Here is an 18,243-nt window from a genome sequence, read left to right on the forward strand (position 1 = left end):
CACTTCCTCGTTAATCTCCTTTCAGGCAGCTCGCATACTGGTTCGCCAGTTGGCTGAGGAACTGCGAGTAGCTCGCTTTGCTCAACTGGATATTCGTTCCTAGCGGGTCAAGGGTTCCCATGCGCACGGAAGTTCCCCTGGCCACGGCTTCTACGACCGCTGGCCTGAACTGTGGCTCAGCAAAAACGCATGTCGCTTTTTGCTCAACCAACTGTGTTCTGATTTCATGTAAACGCTGCGCACCAGGCTGAATTTCAGGGTTGACGGTAAAGTGACCCAGCGGGGTCAGGCCGTAGTGTTTTTCGTAATAGCCGTAGGCGTCATGAAAAACGAAATACCCTTTTCCTTTCAGCGGCGCGAGCTCGTTACCCACCTGCTTATCGGTTGCGGCTAATTGTGCCTCAAAATCCTTCAGGTTGGCGTCTAGTTTGGCTCGACTTTGCGGCATAAGTTCCACTAATTTGTCATGGATTGCAACCGCCGAGAGCCGCGCTATCTCTGGGGAGAGCCAGAGATGCATGTTATATTCTCCGTGATGGTGATGTTCGTCACCTTTTCCTTCGTTTGCGCGATCGTGCCCATGCTCGTCTTCGTCGTCGTCGTCACCTTTCATAAGCAGCGGTTTAACGCCCGTCAGCTCGGCGATGGTCACCTTGTTTTGAGCGGGAACCTGCTTAGCTGACTTTTGCATAAACGCTTCCATTTCTGGACCAATCCAGACAACTAAGTCTGCGTTTTGTAAGCGTTTTACATCAGAAGGGCGCAGTGAATAATCATGCTCGGAAGCACCATCAGGCAGTAAAACCTGGGTCTCTGTCACCCCATCAGCGATGGCTGATGCAATGAACCCAAGCGGCTTGAGCGATGCAACAACGGCAGCGTTAACATCTTGTGCTGTTGTGCCCCAAAGGGCGGTGGATAATGCTGCGAAAAGAAGCGTATTTTTATGTAACATAATGCAACTTATCATCGTAATGAATGCGGGGAATGTGATATTATAACATTCGTTGACTTCTGCAAGCATAAATTGACATGACTACTCTGGTTTCTCTTGAAAATGTTTCGGTCTCTTACGGCCAGCGCCGCGTCCTCGCTGACGTCTCTTTGCAGCTTAAGCCTGGAAAAATACTGACGCTGCTGGGTCCTAACGGCGCGGGTAAATCGACGCTGGTGCGCGTAGTCCTTGGCCTCGTAGCACCCGACGCAGGCGTCATCAAGCGTGACGGCCAGCTGCGCATCGGCTACGTGCCGCAAAAACTGCATCTTGACGCGACCCTGCCGCTAACGGTCAGCCGCTTCCTGCGGCTGCGCCCCGGCACGCGCAAAGCGGATATCCTTCCGGCGCTCAAACGCGTGCAGGCGGGCCATCTTATTGACGCGCCCATGCAAAAGCTCTCCGGCGGCGAAACCCAACGCGTGCTTCTTGCCCGCGCCCTGTTGAGCAGCCCGCAGCTGCTGGTGCTGGACGAGCCGACTCAGGGCGTGGACGTCAACGGCCAGGTTGCGCTTTACGATCTTATCGATCGGCTGCGTCAGGAGCTTAACTGCGCGGTTTTGATGGTGTCGCACGACCTGCATCTGGTGATGGCAAAGACGGATGAAGTGCTGTGCCTGAACCACCATATTTGCTGTTCCGGCACGCCGGAAGTGGTCTCTATGCATCCCGAGTTTATCTCTATGTTTGGCTCTCGAGGCGCCGAACAGCTCGGCATTTATCGCCATAATCACAATCACCGCCATGATTTACAGGGACGAATCGTCCTGCGTCGGGGAAATGGACACTCATGATTGAACTGTTACTGCCCGGCTGGCTGGCCGGGATTATGCTTGCCTGCGCCGCGGGCCCGCTTGGCTCGTTCGTAGTATGGCGCAGGATGTCTTATTTCGGCGACACGCTGGCCCACGCCTCTCTGCTTGGGGTGGCCTTCGGGCTGCTGCTGGACGTGAATCCGTTTTATGCGGTGATTGTCGTCACGCTGCTGCTCGCGGCGGGCCTTGTCTGGCTGGAAAAGCGCCCTCACCTTGCCATTGATACCCTGTTAGGGATCATGGCGCACAGCGCGCTGTCGCTGGGCCTGGTGGTCGTCAGCCTGATGTCAAACATACGCGTTGACCTGATGGCCTACCTGTTCGGGGATTTACTCGCCGTCACGCCGGAGGATTTACTTTCCATCGCGATTGGGGTGGCGATCGTGCTCGGCATTCTGCTGTGGCAATGGCGTAACCTGCTGGCGATGACCGTCAGCCCCGATCTGGCGTTCGTTGACGGCGTTAAGCTGCAGCGCGTTAAGCTGCTGCTGATGCTGGTGACGGCGTTAACGATTGGCGTGGCAATGAAGTTTGTTGGCGCGCTGATTATTACGTCCCTGCTGATCATTCCGGCCGCTACGGCGCGCCGTTTCGCGCGCACGCCGGAGCAAATGGCGGGCGTAGCGGTAATTATCGGAATGATTGCCGTCACCGGCGGGCTCACCTTCTCGGCGTTTTATGATACCCCTGCGGGGCCGTCGGTGGTGTTGTGCGCGGCGGTGTTGTTTATCTTCAGTATGTTGAAGAAGCCGGCAAGTTAGCATTGAGGGCGCTGATGCCCTCATCCTCCCCCTCTCCCACCGGGAGAGGGAACAAAGCACTACGGCATTGCAGGCGGCGTAATCCCGAAATGATTCCATGCCCTGACCGTTGCCATCCGCCCGCGCGGGGTTCGCTGCAGGAACCCCTGCTGGATCAGATACGGCTCCAGCACGTCTTCAATGGTCTCACGCTCTTCACCAATCGCCGCCGCGAGGTTGTCCAGCCCCACCGGACCGCCAAAGAATTTATCCAGCACCGCCAGCAGCAGCTTGCGGTCCATATAGTCGAACCCTTCCGCATCCACGTTAAGCATGTCCAGCGCCTGTGCGGCAATCTCGGCGGAAATGGTGCCGTCGTGCTTCACTTCGGCGAAGTCGCGCACGCGGCGCAGCAGGCGGTTAGCGATACGCGGCGTGCCGCGGGAGCGTTTAGCCACCTCAAACGCGCCCTCTTCGCTCATCTCCAGCCCCATATAGCGCGCGCTGCGCCCGACGATATGCTGAAGGTCTGGAACCTGGTAGAACTCGAGGCGCTGCACGATGCCGAAACGGTCGCGCAGCGGTGAGGTCAGTGACCCGGCGCGCGTCGTGGCCCCGATCAGCGTGAAGGGCGGCAGGTCGATTTTGATCGAGCGCGCGGCCGGTCCTTCGCCAATCATGATATCCAGCTGATAGTCTTCCATCGCCGGATAAAGCACCTCTTCAACGACAGGAGACAGTCGGTGGATTTCATCGATGAACAGCACGTCATGCGGCTCAAGGTTAGTCAGCATCGCCGCCAGATCGCCCGCTTTCTCCAGCACCGGGCCGGAGGTGGTGCGCAGGTTAACGCCCATTTCGTTGGCGACGATATTCGCCAGCGTGGTTTTACCTAACCCCGGCGGACCAAAAATCAACAGGTGATCGAGCGCGTCGCCGCGCAGCTTGGCCGCCTGGATGAAGATTTCCATCTGGGAGCGAACCTGAGGCTGACCAATGTATTCATCCAGCAGTTTAGGGCGGATCGCGCGATCCACCACATCTTCCGGCATGCTGGTGGCGGCCGAGACCAGGCGGTCTGCTTCAATCATCCTTTACCTCACAATGCGGCGCGTAGCGCTTCACGAATCAGGGTTTCACTGCTGACATCCGGCGTGGCAATTTTGCTTACCATTCGGCTGGCTTCCTGAGGTTTATAGCCCAGCGCCACCAGCGCGGCAACCGCTTCCTGCTCGGCGTCGTCGGAGGTTGGCGCGCCCGGCGAGGTCAGCACCAGGTCGGCAGCAGGCGTAAAGAGATCGCCGTGCAGGCCCTTAAAGCGGTCCTTCATTTCAACTATCAGGCGTTCTGCGGTTTTCTTACCGATGCCCGGCAGCTTAATCAGGGCCGCGGGATCTTCGCGCTCAACGGCGTTCACAAACTGTTGAGCAGACATTCCGGACAGGATCGCTAGCGCCAGCTTTGGCCCAACGCCGTTGGTCTTAATCAGCTCACGGAACAGCATCCGCTCCTGCTTGTTGTTAAAGCCGTAGAGCAGCTGCGCGTCTTCACGCACAACGAACTGGGTAAAGACAATCGCCTCTTTGCCCGCATCCGGCAGCTCGTAGAAGCAGGTCATCGGCATATGGACTTCGTAGCCTACGCCGCCCACTTCCAGCAGCACTAGCGGGGGTTGTTTTTCAAGGATGATGCCTCTGAGTCTGCCTATCACGTGACGCTCCTGCGTTCTGGAAAAAATTTACTGACGACATATACCCTAAATAATTCGAGTTGTAGGAAGGCGGCAAGGGAGTGAATCCCCAGGAGCTTACATGAGTAAGTGACTGGGGTGAACGAGTGCAGCCAACGCACATACAACTTGAAGTATGACGGGTATAATAAAAAAAGGCTGGATAAACATCCAGCCTGATTTGTCATTATCGCAACCTGCCTCGCGCCAGATTGAGCCGCGACTCGCTCATTTGCATCGCGTTCTGGCTGACGTGACAGTGGGTAATCGCAATCGCCAGCGCATCGGCGGCATCCGCCTGAGGGTTGGCGGGAAGCTTTAGCAACGTGCGCACCATGTGCTGCACCTGGCTTTTCTCCGCGCTACCAATCCCCACCACCGTCTGCTTGACCTGTCGCGCGGCGTATTCAAACACCGGCAAATCCTGGTTCACCGCGGCAACAATCGCGACGCCGCGCGCCTGGCCGAGCTTTAGTGCTGAATCGGCATTTTTCGCCATAAAGACCTGCTCGATGGCAAAAAAGTCCGGCTGGAACTGGGTGATGATCTCCGACACGCCCGCATAAATGAGCTTCAGGCGCGACGGCAGATCGTCCACTTTAGTGCGAATACAGCCGCTGCCGAGGTAGGTTAGCTGGCGTCCCACCTGACGGATAACGCCATAGCCGGTGACGCGCGAGCCGGGGTCAATCCCGAGGATAATCGACATCACGCGTCTCCCGTAAACGGCTTATACGCTCTCATCAGAGAGTCGCTGCAACCTCATCAGAGATTTCACCGTTGTGATACACTTCCTGCACGTCGTCGCAGTCTTCGAGCATGTCGATCAGACGCAGCAGTTTCGGCGCAGTTTCCGCATCCATGTCCGCTTTGGTGGACGGGATCATGGAGACTTCAGCGTTGTCCGCCTTCAGGCCCGCGGCTTCCAGCGCATCGCGCACGACGCCCATCTCTTCCCATGCGGTGTAGACGTCGATAGCGCCGTCGTCGTAGGTCACTACGTCTTCTGCGCCCGCTTCCAGCGCGGCTTCCATGATCGCATCTTCATCGCCCTTCTCGAAGGAGATCACGCCTTTTTTGCTGAACAGGTAGGCTACGGAGCCGTCGGTGCCCAGGTTACCGCCGGTTTTGGTGAACGCGTGGCGCACTTCGGCAACGGTACGGTTACGGTTGTCGGACAGACACTCAACCATGACGGCAGTACCGCCAGGGCCGTAACCTTCATAAATGATGGTTTCCATGTTCGCGTCTTCATCACCGCCCACGCCGCGCGCGATGGCACGGTTCAGGGTGTCACGCGTCATGTTGTTGGACAGCGCTTTATCAACCGCCGCGCGCAGGCGTGGGTTAGAGGCCGGATCGCCGCCGCCCAGGCGTGCTGCTGTTACCAGCTCACGAATGATTTTGGTAAAGATTTTACCGCGCTTAGCATCCTGTGCCGCTTTGCGGTGTTTGGTGTTGGCCCACTTACTATGACCTGCCATAAAAAGTTCTCCAAAAATCGCGCCCTCTCAGGCAGCGTTAATTACAAATTCTTCAATCGCCTGCCGGTTACTCCACGACTTGGTGAGCGCGGCGGCATCCGCCGCATTCACCCAGCGGTAGGTCAGGTGCTCAGTGAACACAATCTCCCGCTCGTGGGGAAGCGCGAGACAGAACCACGATTCCGTATTGCGCTCTATGCCCGGCGCATAGCGATGACGTAAATGGCTAAAAATTTCAAACTCCACCGTGCGCTGACAGTCCTTCAGGGTCAGTTGCTCACGAGCAACGTCGATGGTGACCTCTTCCTTTACTTCACGCGCGGCGGCCTGCGGCGCGCTCTCCCCGTCTTCCAGACTGCCGGTAACCGACTGCCAGAAATCAGGGTCGTCTCGCCGCTGCAACATCAGCACCCGCTTCGTGTCCTGGGCGTAAATTACAACTAAGACAGAAACGGGACGCTTATATGCCATATCAGTTTTTCTCTTCCTTCTTCACCACTTCAATGCCCAGCTCCGCCAGAGAGGCAGGGTTAGCAAAGCTCGGCGCTTCGGTCATCAGACACGCCGCGGCGGTGGTTTTCGGGAAGGCGATAACATCGCGAATGTTGTCGGTGCCGGTCAGCAGCATGGTCAGACGGTCAAGACCGAACGCCAGGCCCGCGTGCGGCGGCGTACCGTATTTCAGCGCGTCCAGCAGGAAGCCGAACTTCTCGCGCTGTTCCTGCTCGTTAATGCCCAGAATGCCGAACACGGTCTGCTGCATTTCACCGCTGTGAATACGCACGGAACCGCCGCCCACTTCGTAGCCGTTAATGACCATGTCATAGGCGTTCGCCACCGCGTCTTCCGGTGCCGCTTTCAGCTCAGCCGCCGTCATGTCTTTTGGCGAGGTGAACGGGTGGTGCATCGCGGTCAGGCCGCCTTCACCGTCGTCTTCAAACATTGGGAAGTCGATAACCCACAGCGGCGCCCATTTGCTTTCATCGGTGATGTTCAGGTCTTTGCCGACCTTCAGACGCAGTGCGCCCATTGCATCCGCAACCACTTTCCTGTTGTCCGCGCCGAAGAAGATCATGTCGCCGTCCTGTGCGCCGGTGCGCTCAAGGATCGCTTCCACGATGTCCGCATTCAGGAATTTCGCCACCGGGCTGGTGATGCCTTCCAGGCCTTTCGCACGCTCGGTCACTTTAATATAGGCCAGGCCTTTCGCGCCGTAGATCTTAATAAAATCGCCGTAGCCGTCAATCTGCTTACGGCTCAGAGCCGCCCCGCCCGGCACGCGCAGGGCCGCCACGCGACCTTTCGCATCGTTAGCCGGACCGGCAAAGACCGCGAACTCGACGTCTTTCACCAGGTCCGCCACGTCCACCAGCTCCATTGGGTTACGCAGGTCCGGCTTGTCGGAGCCGTAGCGGCGCTCGGCTTCGGCGAAGGTCATGACGGGGAAATCGCCCAGCTCTACGCCTTTTACGTCGTTCCACAGGCCACGCACCAGCGCTTCCATCACTTCACGCACCTGTTCGGCGGTCATGAAGGAGGTTTCCACGTCGATCTGGGTAAATTCTGGCTGACGGTCAGCGCGAAGGTCTTCGTCGCGGAAGCATTTAACGATCTGATAGTAGCGGTCAAAACCGGACATCATCAGCAGCTGTTTGAACAGCTGCGGTGACTGCGGCAGCGCGTAGAATTTGCCTTTATGAACGCGGGACGGGACCAGGTAATCGCGCGCGCCTTCCGGCGTGGCTTTGGTCAGCATCGGGGTTTCGATATCAAGGAAACCGTGGTCATCCATAAAGCGGCGCACCAGGCTGGTGATTTTCGCACGGGTTTTCAGGCGCTGTGCCATCTCCGGGCGACGCAGATCCAGGTAGCGATATTTCAGACGCGCTTCTTCCGTGTTGACGTGGTTGGAGTCCAGCGGGAGCGCTTCGGCACGGTTGATGATCGTCAGATCGGACGCCAGCACTTCAATTGCGCCGGTCGCCATGTCGGCATTGACGTTTTTCTCGTCACGCGCACGCACGGTGCCGGTGACCTGAATGCAGAACTCATTACGCAGCTCGGAGGCCAGCTTCAGCGCGTCCGCGCGATCCGGATCGAAGAACACCTGTACGATACCCTCGCGGTCGCGCATATCGATGAAGATAAGGCTACCGAGATCGCGACGACGATTGACCCAACCACACAGGGTAACCTGCTGCCCGACGTGGGACTGACGCAGCTGCCCGCAATATTCTGTACGCATGAGATATCCCTTAATTAGCCGCAGGCTAAACGTTGCCTGATTTCAGGCTACTATGTCGCAGCTTTCTGTATGTCACAACTGGATGAAAAAAGGCGGCTATTATACTGGAAATTCCGCCGGACGATAAGTGCGAAGCGCGCTCTGACGCTCGTTTGCTGCGCTCTTATTGCGCATTCTCACAAAAATTAACAAAATTATCCGAACGATAACAGCGCATCACGTCGTAAGGTGTAGGCAAAGCGATTAATTTTACTGGAGTTACTATGTTTACGCTCGACGCCACCAAAACCGCACTCGTTGTAATTGATCTACAGGAAGGGATCCTGCCGTTTGCCGGCGGCCCGCACGGCGCTGACGATGTGGTCAGCCGCGCCGCACGCCTGGCGGAAAAATGCCGCGCCGCGGGCGCGCCTGTGGTCATGGTGCGCGTCGGCTGGTCCGCTGATTTTGCCGAAGCGCTGAAACAGCCCGTCGACGCGCAGGCCCCGGCGCATGCGCTGCCGGACAACTGGTGGACGTATCCGGTCTCGTTGGGTAAACGCGATACGGATATCGAGGTGACCAAACGCCAGTGGGGCGCCTTCTACGGCACCGATCTCGAGCTACAGCTTCGCCGTCGCGGCATCGACACCATCATCCTGTGCGGAATTTCGACCAACATCGGTGTGGAATCCACCGCGCGAAACGCCTGGGAGCTGGGCTTCAGCCTGGTCATTGCGGAAGATGCGTGCAGCGCCGCCTCTGCGGACCAGCACCAGGGCAGCATGACGAACATCTTCCCGCGCATCGGCCGCGTGCGCAGCACCGACGAGATATTACGCGCGCTATGATCTACGTGGGCCTGCCCCAGTGGTCGCACCCGAAATGGGTGCACCTGGGCATCACCGGACTCGAGGAGTATGCCCGACACTTTAACTGCGTCGAAGGCAATACCACCCTGTACGCCCTGCCGCGGGCGGAGATCGTCGAGCGCTGGCGCGAGCAAACCACCGACGCGTTTCGCTTCTGCTTTAAGTTTCCGGCCACCATTTCACACAACGCCGCGCTGCGAAACTGCGGTGATTTGACGGAAGAATTTTTTACGCGAATGTCGCCGCTGGCTAACCGCATCGGCCAGTACTGGCTCCAGCTTCCCGCCGCGTTTGGCCCGCGCGATATGCCCGCGCTGTGGACGTTTCTCGACGCGCTCCCCCGCGAATTTACCTATGGCGTTGAGGTCAGGCATCCCGAGTTTTTTGCCAAGGGAGAGACGGAAAAAGCGCTCAACCGCGGGCTGCACGAACGCGGCGTGAACCGCGTGATTCTGGACAGCCGCCCGGTGCACAGCGCCGTGCCGCACAGCGAAGCCATCATCGACGCGCAGCGCAAAAAGCCGAAAGTACCGGTTCACGCGGTCGTGACGGCGCAAAACCCGATGGTGAGGTTTATCGGCAGCGACAACATGGAGCAAAACAAAGAGCTGTTCGCCGTCTGGCTACAAACGTTGCCGAAATGGGAACACGCCACCACGCCGTATCTCTTTTTGCACACCCCGGATATCGCGCAAGCGCCTGAACTGGTCGATGCTCTCTGGCAGCCCTTGCAGGACGCGGTTCCATCGGTAGGAAGCGCCCCGTCCATTCCACAACAATCTTCTCTTTTCTGAGTAAGACACCTATCATAGTGACGTGCCATCTGCCAAAAACAGGGAGTAAGTATGGTCAGCGCGCTGTATGCCGTGTTAGGTGCATTACTGCTGATTAAGTTTTCTTTTGACGTCGTGCGCCTGCGGATGCTGTACCGCGTTTCCTACGGTGACGGAGGCTTTTCAGAGCTGCAAAGCGCTATTCGCGTTCACGGCAACGCCGTCGAGTACATTCCCGTTGCGCTGATCCTGCTGCTGTTTATGGAGATGAACGGCGCGGAAACGTGGATGGTGCACGTCTGTGGCCTGCTGCTGATTGCCGGCAGGCTGATGCATTACTACGGTTTTCACCACCGCTTATTCCGCTGGCGTCGTTCCGGCATGAGCGCAACCTGGTGCTCGCTTTTGCTGATGGTGCTGGCTAACCTTTGGTATATGCCGTGGGAGTTGGTTTTCTCCTTCCATTAGCGCACAATACGCCACTTTATTTTTCCCGGATTTTTACGTTATGTCAGATCGCGACACGCTTTTTTCCGCGCCTATCGCCAGCCTGGGCGACTGGACCTTTGATGAACGGGTAGCCGAAGTCTTCCCGGATATGATCCAGCGCTCTGTCCCAGGCTATTCCAACATCATTTCCATGATCGGCATGCTGGCTGAGCGCTTCGTTCAGCCAGGCACGCAGGTTTATGATCTGGGCTGTTCGCTCGGCGCGGCAACGCTGTCGGTACGTCGTAACGTTCGCCAGGACGGCTGTAAGATTATTGCGGTCGATAACTCTCCGGCGATGATTGAACGCTGCCGCCGCCATATCGACGCCTACAAGGCGCCGACGCCGGTTGAGGTTGTGGAAGGCGATATCCGCGATATCGAGATTAAAAACGCCTCAATGGTGGTGTTGAATTTTACCCTGCAGTTTTTGGTGCCTGAAGAGCGCCAGCTGCTGCTGGACAAAATTTATAAGGGCCTGAACCCCGGCGGCGCGCTGGTGCTGTCTGAGAAGTTCAGCTTTGAAGATGCGGACGTCGGCGAACTGCTGTTCAACATGCATCACGACTTCAAGCGCGCTAACGGCTACAGCGAACTAGAGATCAGCCAGAAGCGCAGCATGCTGGAAAACGTGATGCTGACGGACTCCGTTGAAACGCACAAGGCGCGCCTGCGCAAGGCCGGCTTCCAGCACAGCGAACTGTGGTTCCAGTGCTTTAACTTTGGCTCGCTGGTGGCGCTGAAGGGCGAGGACGCGGCATGATCGACTTTGGCAACTTTTATCAGCTTATCGCCAAAAACCACCTCTCCCACTGGCTGGAAACCCTGCCTGCGCAAATCGCCACCTGGCAGCGCGATCAGCAGCATGGCCTGCTGAAGCAGTGGTCAAACGCGGTGGAGTTTTTGCCCGAGCTGACGCCCCACCGTCTTGACCTGCTGCACAGCGTGACGGCGGAAAGCGAAGCGCCGCTCTCTGACGGGCAGCGAAACCGCATCGAAACGCTGATGCGTAACCTGATGCCGTGGCGCAAGGGCCCGTTCTCACTCTACGGTATTGATATCAATACCGAGTGGCGTTCGGACTGGAAGTGGGATCGCGTGCTTCCGCATCTCTCGGACCTGAGCGGGCGCACCATTCTCGACGTTGGCTGCGGCAGCGGCTATCACATGTGGCGCATGATTGGCGCGGGCGCGCACCTGGCGGTCGGTATCGACCCGATGCAGCTGTTTCTCTGCCAGTTTGAAGCGGTGCGTAAGCTGCTCGGCAACGACCAGCGCGCTCATCTTCTGCCGCTGGGCATTGAGCAGCTCCCTGCCCTAAAGGCCTTTGATACCGTATTTTCCATGGGCGTGCTCTACCATCGCCGCTCCCCGCTTGAGCACCTGTGGCAGCTGAAAGATCAGCTGGTCAGCGGCGGCGAGCTGGTGCTGGAAACGCTGGTCATTGAAGGCGATGAAAATGCGGTGCTGGTGCCGGGCGATCGCTACGCACAGATGCGCAACGTATACTTTATTCCTTCCGCGCTGGCGCTGAAGAACTGGCTGGAGAAGTGCGGGTTTGTGGACGTGCGCATTGCCGACGTCTGCGTGACTTCCATCGAGGAACAGCGCCGCACGGACTGGATGATCACCGAATCGCTGGAGCAGTTCCTCGATCCGGACGACCACGGCAAAACCATTGAAGGCTACCCGGCCCCGATGCGTGCAGTGTTGATTGCAACCAAGCCGTAGTTTTCCCCTCACCCCTGCCCTCTCCCCATAGGGGCGAGGGAGATAAAGACCGCACCGTGCAGTCCCCTCTCCCCAATGGGGAGAGGGTTAGGGTGAGGGGGATAAAAAAAGGCCCCTGTTGAAATTGCAGGGGCCTGGTACAAGCAAGCATCATATTGGGCGACATGATGCGCGGTAAAAATCGGTACGCTGCTACACGTGATAACGCTCAATTATCGATTTCATTACCGCAACCGACTCTCCCTCCACGCCGAAGCGCGAGTACTCATCCGCTTCGGCATCCGTCGACATAGACAACCCTGTATTGCGATAACGCATGGGCGAAGGCATCCACTTGCCCGCAGAGCTGTGAAGCTCCTCTACCCCTGCGTCTAAAAACAGTTTCAGATTTCCGGCGCGTACACCTGCGCCAGCCATAAGTATTGGAACACGAGAGTGTGATTTTAGTTCCGTAATTAATTTTAAACCTTTATCAGCGGACGACTGCTGCCCCGAAGTCAGAACGCGCGCCACGCCCAGTTCTGCAAGCGTTTCAAACGCTTGCAGAGGAGTTTTACACATATCAAATGCGCGATGAAAAGTGACCGCCATCCCCGTTGCCGCATCCATCACCTGACGCATACGGGGCAGATCGATATTGCCGTCTTCATCGAGCAGGCCGGTGACCAGCCCAGGGAACCCTAAATCACGCACGACGGCGATATCTTCAAGCATGGCAGCAAATTCATCCGCCGTGTAACAAAAATCACCGCCGCGGGGGCGGATGATGGGGTGTACCGGGATCGTAACTTCCCGGCGGGCAGATTTCAGCACGCCGTACGACGGCGTCAGCCCGCCCTCTTTCGGTGCTGCACACAGCTCAATGCGGTCGGCCCCGTGCTTTTGCGCCGTGACGGCACACGCCACGCTGTAACAGCAAATCTCCAGTAGCGCCATCTTTTCCTCCCTAAAATCGATTCAACACGCTATCGTGACACGCTCGCCGCAAGGGGTCTTCGCGTAGCGTCACAACTCTGATGCTTCGCTGGCCACGATCTGTTCGATCGTCCACGGATGAAACTTCACCGTGACCTGCCCATCCGTCACCGCCAGCGTCGGGTTAGGCAAGCGCTCGCGCTCGCCTTTTGGCGAGCTGGTTTTCACGAAAATCCCCGGCTTGCTTAAGCCTTCATCAGAAAGCAGCGCCAGCGCGCGCGCGTTCAGGGTTTCAGGCTCGCCCGGCAGCACAATCTCAATATGCTCCCAGCCCTCGTGCGGGTAGCGTTTCTCTCCCGGCCACGGCAGCTCAATTACCGTAAACCGCCAGTGCGCCACGCATACCGGCTCGTGCAGCTTAAACAGGCAGATAGGCCGACCGTTGATAATATTTTCAGAAAGCAACACGCCGCACTGCTCGAAACCGCGACGCCAGCGCTCGGCGGTAGCGTTCTGGTGGCAGCGCAGGGAAATGTGATCGGCCTCAAGCGGCGCAATATCCAGCCCCAGACGGGTGGCAAGTTCTGTGAACGCCTGAGTGAAGCGCGGTAAATCTGCGGAAATATCATGCAGTTCGTCAATGGATTGCCAGTTCGCCATACGTCAGCCTCTTATCGTGTCGCAAAGCCGCTAATTTACTCCGTTGCCGGGCTTCAACCAACCGCAGATTGGCAGATTTGAGGACTGCATGATTATGCACGCTTTCTCCGCTTATTTTCTGAGCGAACTCGGCGGCGCGCGGTGCTGACGGCAGAGGCCATTTGCAGTATACTCCCGCCCTAAATTCTTAAACTGGCGCGGGTTGTTTTTTCCCCGCATCAAAAACGTAAGGTATCCAGGTGAATATTCAGGCTCTTCTCTCAGAAAAAGTCAGTCAGGCACTGATTGCCGCAGGCGCGCCTGCGGATTGCGAACCGCAGGTTCGTCAGTCAGCAAAAGTACAGTTTGGCGACTATCAGGCTAACGGCGTGATGGCAGTGGCTAAAAAACTGGGCATGCCGCCGCGACAGCTCGCTGAGCAGGTACTGACGCATCTGGATCTCACCGGCATTGCCAGCAAAACCGAAATCGCCGGGCCGGGCTTTATCAACATCTTCCTGGAGCCTGCGTTCCTGGCAAGCCACGTTGACGCGGCGCTGAAGTCCGATCGTCTGGGCGTTTCCCAGCCGGAGCCGCAGACCGTGGTGATCGACTACTCTGCGCCAAACGTGGCGAAAGAGATGCACGTTGGCCACCTGCGCTCCACCATTATCGGCGATGCGGCAGTACGCACCCTGGAGTTCCTCGGCCACAAGGTGATCCGCGCGAACCACGTCGGCGACTGGGGCACCCAGTTCGGCATGCTGATCGCTTACCTGGAAAAACAGCAGCAGGAAAACGCGGGCGAGATGGCCCTGGCGGACCTGGAAGGCTTCTACCGCGAAGCGAAAAAGCATTATGACGAAGACGAAGCCTTCGCCGAGCGCGCGCGCAGCTACGTCGTGAAGCTGCAGGGCGGCGATCAATACTTCCTTGAAATGTGGCGCAAGCTGGTCGACATCACCATGTCCCAGAACCAGCTGACCTATAACCGCCTCAACGTTACCCTGACCCGCGACGACGTCATGGGCGAAAGCCTGTACAACCCGATGCTGCCGGGCATCGTAGCGGATCTGAAAGCGAAAAATCTGGCGGTTGAAAGCGAAGGCGCAACGGTCGTGTTCCTTGATGAGTACAAAAACAAGGAAGGCGAACCGATGGGCGTAATCATCCAGAAAAAGGACGGCGGCTACCTCTACACCACCACCGATATCGCCTGCGCGAAATACCGCTACGAAACCCTGCACGCCGACCGCGTGCTGTACTACATCGATTCCCGTCAGCACCAGCACCTGATGCAGGCGTGGACCATCGTGCGCAAAGCGGGCTACGTGCCGGATTCCGTGCCGCTGGAGCACCACATGTTCGGCATGATGCTGGGTAAAGACGGCAAGCCGTTTAAAACCCGCGCGGGCGGCACCGTTAAGCTTTCCGACCTGCTGGACGAAGCGCTGGAGCGCGCCCGCCGCCTGGTGGCCGAAAAGAACCCGGACATGCCTTCCGACGAGCTGGAAAAACTGGCGAACGCCGTGGGTATCGGCGCGGTGAAATACGCGGATCTCTCCAAGAACCGCACCACCGACTACATCTTCGACTGGGATAACATGCTGGCGTTTGAAGGCAACACCGCGCCGTATATGCAGTATGCCTACACCCGCGTGCTCTCCGTGTTCCGCAAGGCAAATATCGACGAAAGCGTGCTGGCAAACGCAACCGTGACCCTCACCGAGGATCGCGAAGCGCAGCTGGCGGCGCGCCTGCTGCAGTTCGAAGAGACGCTGACCGTCGTCGCCCGTGACGGTACGCCGCACGTCATGTGTGCCTACCTCTACGATCTGGCCGGCCTGTTCTCCGGCTTCTACGAGCACTGCCCTATTCTGTCCGCCGAGAGCGAAGCGGTGCGCAACAGCCGCCTGAAGCTGGCGCAGCTGACGGCTAAAACGCTGAAGCTGGGTCTGGATACCCTGGGTATCGAAACCGTAGAACGCATGTAATACAAAAAACCCGGCAAGCGCCGGGTTTTTTATTATCAAAAATATTTCCGCAAATATTCCGTCAGGCAAAGGATCGCCATCGCCTGGCCGTACGGCATCGACGTCAGCGGTATCTGGCGATAAAACTCAAGATCGCTCCCCATTCCCGTACCGAACGACGTCTGCAGCAGCTCCCCCTCCGGCGAGATATTGTTCACGATCCCGCGAATCGCCCTCTCGGCCACGTCGGCATACTCCGCCCCAACGTAGCGCTTGCGCACCGCTTTCAATATCCCGTAGGCAAAGCCTGCCGTTGCCGACGCCTCAAGATAGGAGTCCGGGTCGTCGAGCAGCGTATGCCAGAGGCCGCTGTCGTCCTGGCACGTCGCCAGCGCGGCGATTTGCGCATTGAGCACCTGTACCAGATAGCGGCGCACGGCGTTGTTTTCCGGCAGATCCACCAGCTCAAGGAAATCGGGGATGACGATGGTCAGCCAGCTGTTGCCGCGCGCCCAGCGGGCGTTGGCGAAGTTATGATTGCCGTCGTAGCTCCAGCCGTGGAACCACAGCCCGGTTTCCCGATCCATCAGGTTTTGCACGTGCAGCAGGAACTGGTACACCGCTTCCTCAACGTATTCGGGCCTGTTCAGCAGCTTGCCGATTTTCGCCAGCGGCAGCACGGTCATCATCAGCGTGTCGTCCCACATCTGCTGATGATTCTCTTCCGCCAGCGTAATGTGCTGCATGCCGCCGTGCTCGGTGCGCGGCATTTCGTTCATCGCCCATTCTGCCCAGCTCTCCAGCCACGGCAGCCACGCCGGGTTACGCGTCTCTTCGTAGCGATAGGCCAGGGTTAAAAAGGGCGACATGGTATTGACGTTTTTAGTGGTCGCGCCCTCCGCAAACCGGGCGGCGAACCAGCTGTCAATCACGTCGCGCATCCCCTCGTCCCCGGTCTGACAGTAATACTGCCAGATGCCGTAAAGCGCCACGCCGTGCGTCCATTCCCATCCCGCCCAGCCCTTGGTGTCTATCACGCGCCCGTCGTCCAGCCGAAGCAAAAACTCCCCCGTTTTGTCGTGAATATTGACCAGGCTGTGCGTCACCTTTTCGATCAGCGCCTTCAGCTCGTCGCGGGCGATAAAGCGCTCGGGCTGGCACAGGAGTGGGCTATGTTTGACAGGCCAAACTTTCATCTTCTTAACCTCTGTTGAATGTCGAATTGAGTACCGCGCTCTCGGTCAGCGGCGGCGCGGCCGGCTTATTGCGGTTGAGATAACCGATGTTGTTATTGCCCCACAGCGAGGCAAACGGCATGCCGGCAAGCATTTCCACCGTCGCACGGGCCTGCGGCGTCGCGGCTTCCGGCACGGCGCGGCCGGACTCGCGCATTTTCACCGTCTCTTCGCGCAGCATGCTGTGCGTTTGCAGGTTGAGCTTAAAGCGCAGCGAGACCATGAAGCCGCAGAACAGCACCAGAATCGTCCCCACGCTGAGGATCATCAGAATGGTGTGGCTCACCTCGGCGGGCTGAACCTTCTGGCCGCTGACGAAGCCGGACATCTGCATAACGATCCCCACCAGCATCACCGCCCCGGCCTGAGACGCCTTGCGGGTCAGGGTCATGATCCCGGCAAAAATGCCTTCCCGACGCTGGCCGGTGATCACCTCATCCACGTCCGCGATATAGGTATAGGTGTTCCACGGCACGTAGTTGATGCCGCCGCGTCCCAGACCGGCCACCGCGGAAAGCAGCAGCAGCAGCGCGTAAACGTCGCTCAGCCCGGCGTAGTACAAGACGGCGTAAGAGAGCGACGCCAGGCCAAAGAGCACCACCACCATGCGGTAAGACGGCGCGGGCCCGAAGCGGATGCAAAGCGGGATCATGGCGATCACGGCGATGAACTGGAAGATGGCCATCGTCCCCAGCAGGTTGGACGCCATCGACGCCTCCTGCATCAGCACGAACACCACGTAATAGGTAAACACCGCGTTAAAGACGTCCTGCGCGATGTAGCCGCCGAGGTACATGCCGAGGTGCTGGCGAAAGATTTTGATGCGCAGGGTGGAGCCTAACTCCACGAACAGGCGGTTGAGGCTTTGGCCAAGCGTGAGTTTTTTCTTCTCTTCTTCCGCGCGCAGCGCCGCTTCGGACCACTCTTCGCGCGGGCGCTCCCAGGTAAAGCACCAGACGAAGGTCAGCATCAGCGCGCACAGCACGGAGAAGACCAGGCTGGCATAGAAGAAGGAGATCGCGTTGTCTTTGCCAAACTGCGTCAGCAAAATGCCCGGCAGGAAGGAGGCCAGGATCGCGGACATTTGCGCCATCGAGATGCGCGCGCCGGAAAACTTGGTTTTCTGCTTAAAGTCATCGGTCATTTCCGGCACCAGCGTTTCGTACGGCACCAGAATCATGGTGTAGACGATGTCGAAGACCAGGTAGGTCAGCAGGTAATACCAGAAGCTCATGTCCCCGACCCACATCAGCGAGTAGCTGAACACGCAGGGGATCCCCAGCAGGATGAAGAACTTACGGCGGCCGAAGCGCTTGCCGAGCCACGTCGTGCCGAAGTTATCCGTCAGGAAGCCCATCAGCGGGCTGACCACGGCGTCTAAAACCCTGGCCGCGGCGAAAATGAAGGTCGCCTCAATCGGCGTAAGTCCACAGAAGGTGGTATAGAAGTACAATAGCCAGGCGGCCGTCAGAGCGGTCGTTCCCGCCCCGAGGAAATCCCCTGACCCGTATGCAAGATAGTTTGCGAGTCCAATTTTACGTGTTTTCATTGCCGTCAACCCTACGAAGTTTTGGGAGACTCCCTGTAAGCAAGCCTCATCCAGGAGTTTTTACACGGCTACAGTAAAAGT

19 protein-coding genes are annotated in these 18,243 nt (G+C 58.0%); 8 read left to right on the plus strand and 11 right to left on the minus strand.

Annotated elements, in window-relative coordinates; genetic code table 11:
* Window positions 1-10: 10 nt before the first annotated feature.
* On the minus strand, window positions 11-955 hold the full coding sequence (znuA, locus tag V1599_RS15630) for a zinc ABC transporter substrate-binding protein ZnuA (RefSeq protein ID WP_146745791.1): 945 nt from the start codon (window positions 953-955) through the stop codon (window positions 11-13).
* Window positions 956-1,032: 77 nt separating this feature from the next.
* Between znuA and znuC the strand changes: the two genes are divergently transcribed.
* Both znuC and znuB read left to right on the plus strand, forming a co-directional pair.
* On the plus strand, window positions 1,033-1,788 hold the full coding sequence (znuC, locus tag V1599_RS15635; protein WP_112012428.1) for a zinc ABC transporter ATP-binding protein ZnuC: 756 nt from the start codon (window positions 1,033-1,035) through the stop codon (window positions 1,786-1,788).
* Window positions 1,785-2,570 (plus strand): zinc ABC transporter permease subunit ZnuB, encoded by a 786-nt coding sequence (gene znuB, locus V1599_RS15640; protein WP_297120372.1) that lies wholly within the window; start codon window positions 1,785-1,787, stop codon window positions 2,568-2,570. Before znuC ends, znuB begins: the two co-directional genes overlap by 4 nt.
* Before the next feature lie 59 nt (window positions 2,571-2,629).
* Here the strand turns inward: znuB and ruvB are convergent, their stop codons facing one another.
* The 6 genes from ruvB to aspS all read right to left on the minus strand — a co-directional run bounded on the left by ruvB (window position 2,630) and on the right by aspS (window position 8,007).
* A complete protein-coding gene (gene ruvB, locus V1599_RS15645) occupies window positions 2,630-3,640 on the minus strand; it encodes a Holliday junction branch migration DNA helicase RuvB (RefSeq protein WP_112012426.1) in 1,011 nt (336 codons plus the stop codon).
* Window positions 3,641-3,648: 8 nt separating this feature from the next.
* Window positions 3,649-4,260, minus strand: coding sequence for a Holliday junction branch migration protein RuvA (gene ruvA / locus V1599_RS15650; protein WP_395300382.1), 612 nt, complete (start codon window positions 4,258-4,260; stop codon window positions 3,649-3,651).
* A gap of 205 nt (window positions 4,261-4,465) precedes the next feature.
* Window positions 4,466-4,987 (minus strand): crossover junction endodeoxyribonuclease RuvC, encoded by a 522-nt coding sequence (gene ruvC, locus V1599_RS15655; RefSeq protein ID WP_014884319.1) that lies wholly within the window; start codon window positions 4,985-4,987, stop codon window positions 4,466-4,468.
* Window positions 4,988-5,021: 34 nt separating this feature from the next.
* A complete protein-coding gene (locus tag V1599_RS15660; RefSeq protein WP_395300383.1) occupies window positions 5,022-5,762 on the minus strand; it encodes a YebC/PmpR family DNA-binding transcriptional regulator in 741 nt (246 codons plus the stop codon).
* 27 nt (window positions 5,763-5,789) lie between these two features.
* Window positions 5,790-6,233, minus strand: a complete 444-nt coding sequence (gene nudB, locus V1599_RS15665; protein ID WP_112012423.1) for a dihydroneopterin triphosphate diphosphatase — start codon at window positions 6,231-6,233, stop codon at window positions 5,790-5,792.
* Window position 6,234: 1 nt separating this feature from the next.
* A complete protein-coding gene (gene aspS / locus V1599_RS15670) occupies window positions 6,235-8,007 on the minus strand; it encodes an aspartate--tRNA ligase (RefSeq protein ID WP_297120359.1) in 1,773 nt (590 codons plus the stop codon).
* 263 nt (window positions 8,008-8,270) lie between these two features.
* Here aspS and V1599_RS15675 point away from each other — a divergent pair, with 263 nt between their 5' ends.
* From V1599_RS15675 to cmoB, 5 genes are read left to right on the plus strand one after another with little or no spacing between them, the layout of a single operon-like run.
* Window positions 8,271-8,837 carry a hydrolase gene (locus V1599_RS15675; protein WP_112012421.1) on the plus strand — a complete coding sequence of 189 codons (567 nt, stop codon included), beginning with the start codon at window positions 8,271-8,273 and terminating at the stop codon, window positions 8,835-8,837.
* The gene (locus tag V1599_RS15680) at window positions 8,834-9,652 is read left to right on the plus strand and encodes a DUF72 domain-containing protein (RefSeq protein WP_395300384.1); all 819 of its coding nucleotides are present in this window, start codon (window positions 8,834-8,836) and stop codon (window positions 9,650-9,652) included. The genes V1599_RS15675 and V1599_RS15680 overlap by 4 nt, the downstream gene beginning before the upstream one ends.
* A gap of 51 nt (window positions 9,653-9,703) precedes the next feature.
* Entirely contained in the window at window positions 9,704-10,099 is a 396-nt protein-coding gene (locus tag V1599_RS15685; protein WP_112012419.1) for an MAPEG family protein, read from the plus strand.
* A gap of 40 nt (window positions 10,100-10,139) precedes the next feature.
* The gene (cmoA, locus tag V1599_RS15690; RefSeq protein WP_395300385.1) at window positions 10,140-10,883 is read left to right on the plus strand and encodes a carboxy-S-adenosyl-L-methionine synthase CmoA; all 744 of its coding nucleotides are present in this window, start codon (window positions 10,140-10,142) and stop codon (window positions 10,881-10,883) included.
* Entirely contained in the window at window positions 10,880-11,851 is a 972-nt protein-coding gene (gene cmoB / locus V1599_RS15695; RefSeq protein WP_112012417.1) for a tRNA 5-methoxyuridine(34)/uridine 5-oxyacetic acid(34) synthase CmoB, read from the plus strand. Before cmoA ends, cmoB begins: the two co-directional genes overlap by 4 nt.
* A 192-nt stretch (window positions 11,852-12,043) precedes the next feature.
* Here the strand turns inward: cmoB and cutC are convergent, their stop codons facing one another.
* A complete protein-coding gene (cutC, locus tag V1599_RS15700; protein WP_112012415.1) occupies window positions 12,044-12,787 on the minus strand; it encodes a copper homeostasis protein CutC in 744 nt (247 codons plus the stop codon).
* Between the two features lie 69 nt (window positions 12,788-12,856).
* On the minus strand, window positions 12,857-13,426 hold the full coding sequence (locus tag V1599_RS15705; protein WP_112012414.1) for a VOC family protein: 570 nt from the start codon (window positions 13,424-13,426) through the stop codon (window positions 12,857-12,859).
* 239 nt (window positions 13,427-13,665) lie between these two features.
* Between V1599_RS15705 and argS the strand changes: the two genes are divergently transcribed.
* Window positions 13,666-15,399: an arginine--tRNA ligase gene (gene argS / locus V1599_RS15710; protein WP_395300386.1), complete on the plus strand. Its 1,734-nt coding sequence runs from the start codon at window positions 13,666-13,668 to the stop codon at window positions 15,397-15,399.
* A gap of 35 nt (window positions 15,400-15,434) precedes the next feature.
* Here argS and V1599_RS15715 read toward each other — a convergent pair whose 3' ends face one another.
* Both V1599_RS15715 and V1599_RS15720 read right to left on the minus strand, forming a co-directional pair.
* Complete coding sequence (locus V1599_RS15715) at window positions 15,435-16,574, minus strand: glycoside hydrolase family 105 protein (RefSeq protein WP_395300387.1); 1,140 nt, start codon at window positions 16,572-16,574, stop codon at window positions 15,435-15,437.
* A 4-nt stretch (window positions 16,575-16,578) separates the two neighbouring features.
* Window positions 16,579-18,162 (minus strand): MFS transporter, encoded by a 1,584-nt coding sequence (locus tag V1599_RS15720; RefSeq protein ID WP_395300388.1) that lies wholly within the window; start codon window positions 18,160-18,162, stop codon window positions 16,579-16,581.
* Window positions 18,163-18,243: the final 81 nt, after the last annotated feature.

Origin of the sequence: Enterobacter sp. ECC-175, from assembly GCF_043968675.1 — a bacterium.
Classification (GTDB): domain Bacteria; phylum Pseudomonadota; class Gammaproteobacteria; order Enterobacterales; family Enterobacteriaceae; genus Enterobacter.

Bases quoted from the DNA above. Each gene is read 5' to 3' on its own strand.
- znuB (WP_297120372.1), top strand. From the start codon at position 1,785: ATGATTGAACTGTTACTGCCCGGCTGGCTGGCCGGGATTATGCTTGCC.
- V1599_RS15705 (WP_112012414.1), bottom strand. From the start codon at position 13,426: ATGGCGAACTGGCAATCCATTGACGAACTGCATGATATTTCCGCAGAT.
- V1599_RS15720 (WP_395300388.1), bottom strand. From the start codon at position 18,162: ATGAAAACACGTAAAATTGGACTCGCAAACTATCTTGCATACGGGTCA.
- ruvC (WP_014884319.1), bottom strand. From the start codon at position 4,987: ATGTCGATTATCCTCGGGATTGACCCCGGCTCGCGCGTCACCGGCTAT.
- V1599_RS15715 (WP_395300387.1), bottom strand. From the start codon at position 16,574: ATGAAAGTTTGGCCTGTCAAACATAGCCCACTCCTGTGCCAGCCCGAG.
- ruvB (WP_112012426.1), bottom strand. From the start codon at position 3,640: ATGATTGAAGCAGACCGCCTGGTCTCGGCCGCCACCAGCATGCCGGAA.
- cmoA (WP_395300385.1), top strand. From the start codon at position 10,140: ATGTCAGATCGCGACACGCTTTTTTCCGCGCCTATCGCCAGCCTGGGC.
- V1599_RS15675 (WP_112012421.1), top strand. From the start codon at position 8,271: ATGTTTACGCTCGACGCCACCAAAACCGCACTCGTTGTAATTGATCTA.
- nudB (WP_112012423.1), bottom strand. From the start codon at position 6,233: ATGGCATATAAGCGTCCCGTTTCTGTCTTAGTTGTAATTTACGCCCAG.
- V1599_RS15680 (WP_395300384.1), top strand. From the start codon at position 8,834: ATGATCTACGTGGGCCTGCCCCAGTGGTCGCACCCGAAATGGGTGCAC.
- cmoB (WP_112012417.1), top strand. From the start codon at position 10,880: ATGATCGACTTTGGCAACTTTTATCAGCTTATCGCCAAAAACCACCTC.
- V1599_RS15685 (WP_112012419.1), top strand. From the start codon at position 9,704: ATGGTCAGCGCGCTGTATGCCGTGTTAGGTGCATTACTGCTGATTAAG.
- znuA (WP_146745791.1), bottom strand. From the start codon at position 955: ATGTTACATAAAAATACGCTTCTTTTCGCAGCATTATCCACCGCCCTT.
- V1599_RS15660 (WP_395300383.1), bottom strand. From the start codon at position 5,762: ATGGCAGGTCATAGTAAGTGGGCCAACACCAAACACCGCAAAGCGGCA.
- aspS (WP_297120359.1), bottom strand. From the start codon at position 8,007: ATGCGTACAGAATATTGCGGGCAGCTGCGTCAGTCCCACGTCGGGCAG.
- znuC (WP_112012428.1), top strand. From the start codon at position 1,033: ATGACTACTCTGGTTTCTCTTGAAAATGTTTCGGTCTCTTACGGCCAG.
- cutC (WP_112012415.1), bottom strand. From the start codon at position 12,787: ATGGCGCTACTGGAGATTTGCTGTTACAGCGTGGCGTGTGCCGTCACG.